Origin of the sequence: Streptomyces aureus, assembly GCF_000725495.1 — a bacterium.
In the GTDB taxonomy this organism is placed as follows: Bacteria; Actinomycetota; Actinomycetes; order Streptomycetales; family Streptomycetaceae; genus Streptomyces; species Streptomyces aureus_B.
The window spans coordinates 210,854-216,853 of sequence record NZ_JNZD01000008.1 but is presented as its reverse complement, the minus strand read 5'-3'; the positions used below and the strand labels follow the sequence as shown (position 1 = coordinate 216,853).

The 6,000-nt window shown below is 71.8% G+C and carries 6 protein-coding genes; 3 read left to right on the top strand and 3 right to left on the bottom strand.

Annotated features, from left to right (window positions below):
- Nucleotides 1-156 precede the first annotated feature (156 nt).
- Entirely contained in the window at nt 157-912 is a 756-nt protein-coding gene (locus IO36_RS16690) for a hypothetical protein (protein ID WP_078943243.1), read from the bottom strand.
- A 187-nt stretch (nt 913-1,099) separates the two neighbouring features.
- Between IO36_RS16690 and IO36_RS16685 the strand changes: the two genes are divergently transcribed.
- From IO36_RS16685 to IO36_RS16675, 3 genes are read left to right on the top strand one after another with little or no spacing between them, the layout of a single operon-like run.
- Nucleotides 1,100-2,410: a magnesium transporter MgtE N-terminal domain-containing protein gene (locus IO36_RS16685; RefSeq protein ID WP_037620719.1), complete on the top strand. Its 1,311-nt coding sequence runs from the start codon at nt 1,100-1,102 to the stop codon at nt 2,408-2,410.
- Nucleotides 2,400-2,996 carry a DUF1003 domain-containing protein gene (locus IO36_RS16680; RefSeq protein WP_037620718.1) on the top strand — a complete coding sequence of 199 codons (597 nt, stop codon included), beginning with the start codon at nt 2,400-2,402 and terminating at the stop codon, nt 2,994-2,996. Before IO36_RS16685 ends, IO36_RS16680 begins: the two co-directional genes overlap by 11 nt.
- A 44-nt stretch (nt 2,997-3,040) precedes the next feature.
- Nucleotides 3,041-4,174, top strand: a complete 1,134-nt coding sequence (locus tag IO36_RS16675) for an Mrp/NBP35 family ATP-binding protein (RefSeq protein ID WP_037620717.1) — start codon at nt 3,041-3,043, stop codon at nt 4,172-4,174.
- Nucleotides 4,175-4,352: 178 nt separating this feature from the next.
- On the opposite strand, the gene IO36_RS16670 is transcribed toward IO36_RS16675, so the two are convergent.
- Complete coding sequence (locus IO36_RS16670; RefSeq protein WP_037620716.1) at nt 4,353-5,012, bottom strand: hypothetical protein; 660 nt, start codon at nt 5,010-5,012, stop codon at nt 4,353-4,355.
- A gap of 304 nt (nt 5,013-5,316) precedes the next feature.
- A complete protein-coding gene (locus IO36_RS16665) occupies nt 5,317-5,781 on the bottom strand; it encodes a sec-independent translocase (protein WP_037620715.1) in 465 nt (154 codons plus the stop codon).
- Nucleotides 5,782-6,000 lie beyond the last annotated feature (219 nt).

The following is a 6,000-nucleotide window of genomic DNA, read 5'->3' as shown; positions in this document are numbered from 1 at the left end:
CCGGCCCCAGACCTGCGTACTGGGCGTACTCGGGTCTGGGGCCGGTGCGGCGAGTGGGGGTACCCCCTGCTCGAAGAGCTTGGGGGAGCGTGCATGGCGCCGCCGGGCAGACGGGAATTGTCAGACAGGCCCTAGACCCGGACCCGTCGGGCCGGCTCAGGACGAGGGGAGCTGCCGGCCGTAGTCCACGGTGTCCTTCGTGGCCGGTTCCGCGAGCTTGAAGTCCTTGCCCCAGTCGCTCAGCCGCAGGGTGCCGGCGTTGCCCGCGCGCCCGAGCAGGACCGGGTACGGGGTGCCGCGCAGGGAGACGTCCAGGGTGCCGCCCGAGCCCTTGTCGCCGGTGATGCGGATCGTGGGCACGCCGGACTGCTCGTGGTGGCCGTCCTTGTCGAGGGAGCCGTGCAGGGCGAGCAGCCCGTCGAGCAGGACGTCCTTGTCGGTGAAGCCGCTGAAGCGCTTGTACGCGGGGTCGCCGACCGGCACCTTCACGTACATGCCCTCCAGCTTGTCCGCCGCCTTGGTGTCCCCGGACGTGCCGCCCTTGCCGTCCTCGTGGGCCCAGAACGCGGCGTCGGCCTTCAGGAAGAGGTGCTCGCCGACCCGCAGCAGATGGAACCCGGCCCCCTTCGAGGTGACCGAGCCGGTGCCGCCGTCGCCCTTGAGCCGCATGTCGAGGGTGTACGTGGTGCCGCCCGAGACGACGGTCCCCGACAGCCGCACCGCCGACGCCTTCTCCGCGGCCGTCTTCGCCTTCGCCTGGATGGCCGCGGCGGACAGCTTGCCGACCCCGTTCGTGCCCGCGTCCGGATCCCCGTCGCCGCACCCCGTCAGCACCGTCCCGGTCACGGCCAGCGCGCACATCGCGGCCACCGTCGCGGCTCTGCGGGTACGGCCCTGGGGAATTGCGGTCACAGGTGGGGCTGCCTCTCGTGCGCTGTCCTCAAACGGCGTACGGCAGCGTACCGGTGCGGCACCCGCCCGGCGGAGGCAGTCCGTCCGGACCGCCCACCAGGGCGTAGCCGACCGGGACGGGCTAGCCTGAAGCCCACCCGAGCGGACAGAACGGTACAGAACGCATCGAAGCGAAGGAGGCGCGGGCATGGCCGCAGCCGCCCCCCGGATCTTCGTCTCGCATCTGTCCGGCGTGGCCGTCTTCGACCCGAACGGCGACCAGGTGGGCCGGGTGCGGGACCTCGTCGCGATGCTGCGCGTGGGGCGGCGGCCACCGCGCATGCTCGGCCTCGTCGTCGAACTGTCCACCCGCCGCCGGATCTTCCTGCCCATGACCCGGGTGACCGGCATCGAGTCCGGCCAGGTCATCACGACCGGGGTCCTGAACGTGCGCCGGTTCGAGCAGCGGCCCACCGAGCGGCTCGTCTTCGGCGAGCTGCTCGACCGGCTGGTGACCCTCGTCGAGACGGGTGAGGAGGTGACGGTCCTGGACGTGTCGATCCAGCAGCTGCCGGCCCGCAGGGAGTGGGAGATCGGCCGGGTCTTCGTGCGCAAGGGCCGCTCCGGGGCCTTTAGGCGAGCCAAGGGCGAGACGATGACGGTCGACTGGTCCTCCGTCACCGGCTTCTCGCTCGAGGAGCACGGACAGGGCGCGGAGAGCCTGCTCGCCACGTTCGAGCAGCTGCGCCCCGCCGACCTGGCGAACGTGCTGCACCATCTGTCGCCGAAGCGGCGCGGCGAGGTGGCCGCCGCCCTCGACGACGACCGCCTCGCCGACGTGCTGGAGGAGCTGCCCGAGGACGACCAGATCGAGATCCTCGGCAAGCTCAAGGAGGAGCGCGCCGCGGACGTCCTGGAGGCGATGGACCCCGACGACGCGGCCGACCTGCTGGCCGAGCTGCCCACCGAGGACGTGGAGCGCCTGCTGACACTGATGCGGCCGGGCGAGGCGGCGGACGTGCGGCGGCTGATGGCGTACGCGGAACGGACGGCGGGCGGGCTCATGACCACCGAGCCGATCGTGCTGCGGCCCGACGCGACCGTGGCCGACGCCCTCGCCCGGGTCCGCAATCCCGACCTCTCCCCCGCGCTCGCCGCCCAGGTGTACGTGTGCCGTCCGCCGGACGAGACGCCCACCGGCAAGTACCTGGGGGCGGTGCACTTCCAGCGGCTGCTGCGCGATCCGCCGCCCACCCTGGTCGGCTCGCTGGTCGACGACGACCTCCAGCCGCTGGCCCCCGAGGACGAGCTGCCGGTGGTCGCCGGGTTCTTCGCGACGTACGACATGGTCGCGGCGCCCGTGGTCGACGAGAGCGGCTCGCTGCTCGGTGCGGTGACCGTGGACGACGTACTGGACCACATGCTGCCCGAGGACTGGCGGGAGACGGAGTTCCACCTCGACGAGGGCGTGCACGAGAGCATGCACGAGGAGCACCGCGAGGGACACCATGGCGCCTGACCGTGAGGCCCGGGAGCGGGCCGCCACGGGGGCGACGGCGGCCTCCCGCCCGCGCACCCGGCTCGACCAGCCGAAGCCGCCGCGGCTCCGGTTCCTGCCCGAGTGGGACCCCGAGGCCTTCGGGCGGCTCTCGGAGCGCATCGCCCGCTTCCTGGGCACCGGACGGTTCATCGTCTGGATGACGGTCGTCATCATCGTGTGGGTGGTCTGGAACATCTTCGCGCCGGGCCACCTGCGCTTCGACAACTACCCGTTCATCTTCCTGACCCTGATGCTGTCGCTCCAGGCCTCCTACGCGGCCCCGCTGATCCTGCTCGCGCAGAACCGGCAGGACGACCGCGACCGGGTCAACCTCGAACAGGACCGCAAGCAGAACGAGCGGTCCATCGCCGACACCGAGTACCTCACCCGCGAGATCGCCGCGCTGCGGATGGGCCTCGGCGAGGTCGCCACCCGCGACTGGATCCGCAACGAGCTCCAGGACCTGGTCAAGGAGCTGGAGGACCGGTATCCCGACGGTCACGGGGACGGACGGGTCGTATTCCCGGCGGAACGGTCGCAGGGACGTGACGTAGACGACCGGTGACAGGGCTTTCCGGGGCACATGGGTCGCGCCGTACCATCGTCCCTATGGCTACGGAAGACGCGGTGCGCGAGGCACTGGCGACGGTGAACGACCCCGAGATCAACCGACCCATCACCGAACTGGGGATGGTCAAATCGGTGGAGATCGGCGCGGATGGCGTGGTCGCGGTCGCCGTGTACCTGACGGTCTCCGGCTGCCCGATGCGCGACACGATCACCCAGCGGGTGACGGAGGCGGTCTCGCGGGTCGAGGGCGTCACGAGGGTCGACGTCGAGCTCGACGTGATGAGCGACGAACAGCGCCGTGAGCTGGCGACCGCGCTGAAGGGCGGCACCGCCGAGCGCGAGGTGCCCTTCGCCAAGCCCGGCTCGCTCACCCGGGTGTACGCGGTCGCCTCCGGCAAGGGCGGCGTCGGCAAGTCCTCGGTCACGGTGAACCTGGCGGCCGCGATGGCCGCGGACGGGCTCAAGGTCGGTGTCGTGGACGCCGACATCTACGGCCACTCGGTGCCGCGCATGCTCGGCGCGGAGGGCCGGCCGACCCAGGTCGAGAACATGATCATGCCGCCGTCCGCGAACGGCGTGAAGGTCATCTCCATCGGCATGTTCACCCCGGGCAACGCGCCGGTCGTCTGGCGCGGCCCGATGCTCCACCGCGCGCTCCAGCAGTTCCTCGCGGACGTGTACTGGGGCGACCTGGACGTCCTGCTCCTGGACCTCCCTCCGGGCACCGGCGACATCGCGATCTCCGTCGCCCAGCTCGTCCCGAACGCCGAGATCCTCGTCGTCACCACCCCGCAGCAGGCGGCGGCCGAGGTGGCCGAGCGGGCCGGCTCCATCGCCGTGCAGACGCACCAGAAGATCGTCGGTGTCGTCGAGAACATGTCGGGGCTCCCGTGCCCGCACTGCGACGAGATGGTCGACGTCTTCGGCACCGGCGGCGGCCAGAAGGTCGCCGACGGCCTGACCCGCACCACCGGCGCGACCGTCCCGGTCCTCGGCTCCATCCCGATCGACGTCCGTCTGCGCGAGGGCGGCGACGAGGGCAGGCCCGTGGTCCTGACCGACCCCGACTCCCCCGCCGGCTCGGCCCTGCGCGCCATCGCGGGCAAGCTGGGCGGCCGTCAGCGCGGTCTGTCGGGCATGTCGCTGGGCATCACCCCGCGCAACAAGTTCTGAGTCCCGGATCCCGGAGCGTCCCGCGGGAGGCTCCGGGAACGCCGTGATCGGCCCTACGAGGAAGGGGGCGCCGTCCGTATGGACGGCGCCCCCTTCCTCGTAGGGCCTTCCAGGGCCCTTGAGCGGCCTCTGGGCGCCCGTGGCGGCTCCCCGTGCCCTCGTGGCCGCCCAGGGGGCCCTACCGGTCGTAGGCGGCGATGTCCTTGATCATCGCGAAGCCGAGCCCGTACGCGCTCATCCCCCGCCCGTACGCGCCCACGTGGACGCCTTCCTGGGTCGAGCCGGCGAGCACCCAGCCGAACTCGGACTCCCGGTAGTGGAACGGCGTCGGGACGCCGTCCACGGGCAGCGACAGCGTGGACCAGTCCGGCCCGTCCAGGTCGTCGGCCAGCACCCAGGCGGTCTCGGTCTGCTGGTCCAGCCAGTCGTCGCGCAGGCTGTGGTCCATCTGGCCCGGCCAGGTGAAGGACAGCAGCCCCACCCCGGCCAGCCAGGCCGCCGAGGACACCGAGGTGGCCTCCAGCAGTCCCGTGCCGTCCGCGCTGCGCCGTACGGGGTTGGCGGCGACGGTGACGACCACCGCGAACCGCTCCTTGTCCTCGCCCGGCTCGGGGCGCACCGAGGGCTCGTCCCCGTGTCCGACGGAACCGTGCTCGACCACGCCCTCCGCGGAGGTGCCCACCTGCATCAGCCAGCGCGGCCCCGTGAAGGCCTCGTCGAGGCCGTACCAGGGAAAGGGCGCCAGCAGGTAGCCGTCGACCGTACGCCGGGCGGAGGGGACCTGTTGTCCGCCCTCCGCGGCCGGCGCCTGCGCGCCTACCCGACTTGTCGTCTCCATCTGCCGGACGCCTCCTCGCTCTCGTCGGACCGGGCGGCCCACCCCCCTCGGGCGACCTTGTCGGTCCGCACAACAACTGGGCAGCATAGCCACCCCGCTCCGAGCACCGTCGAAAGCGCCCGGCGTGAAAGGCGTGCGAACGGCCTACCCGGGCCGCGCGGGGCCCGTCGACGGCGCGCGGACGGGGGAATTCCGGGGCCGGATCAGGCCCGGCCAGGGGCAGGGTGCCGCCGGAGGCGGGGGCACGGCCGCCGGGCCGCGGGCGGTTCCGTCGGACGGGCCGCGCCGCGGTACTCCGTACGGATCAGGTGGCGTCGGCGTCGTACGGCGGGCGCTCGTCGGCCTCGGGCTTCTTCGTCATGTCGACGGCGCCGCCGGCCGCGGCCCCCGAGGTCCCGGCCGCAGCGGACGACGAGGAGGAGGACGAGGAGGCGGAGGACTCGGCCACCCGGCCGTTCACCGCGTCCGTGACGTCGGCCATCTCCTTCTTCAGGTCGAAGCCGTTGCGGATCTCCTTGAGACCCAGCTCGTCGTTGTCCAGCTGCTTGCGTATGAACGTCTTGGGGTTCAGGTCCTCGAACTCGAAGTCCTTGAACTCCGGACCGAGTTCGCCGCGGATGTCCGCCTTGGCGCTGTCCGAGAACTCGCGGATCTTGCGGATCGTGCGCGACACGTCCTGAATCATCTTCGGGAGCTTGTCGGGACCGAACACGAGCACGGCAAGGACGATCAGCGTCACCAGCTCGAGCGGTCCTACGTCATTGAACACCTGATAGCTCCTCGCGATGCCCTTGGTCCTCGGCCCTCGGGGATCTTCCGCGGTCCGGGCCGCGTCCAACGGTACCCGGCGTACCTGTCCGTCCGGAACTGTCCAGGGCCCTCCGGCTTCGTGTGGACCACGGGTTTTCCCCGATGTTTGCCGTCCGGAGCTGGGACGTCGGCCCCGACTGTGAGGTTCGTGTCACTCGCGGGGCGCCGGCTCCCGCGG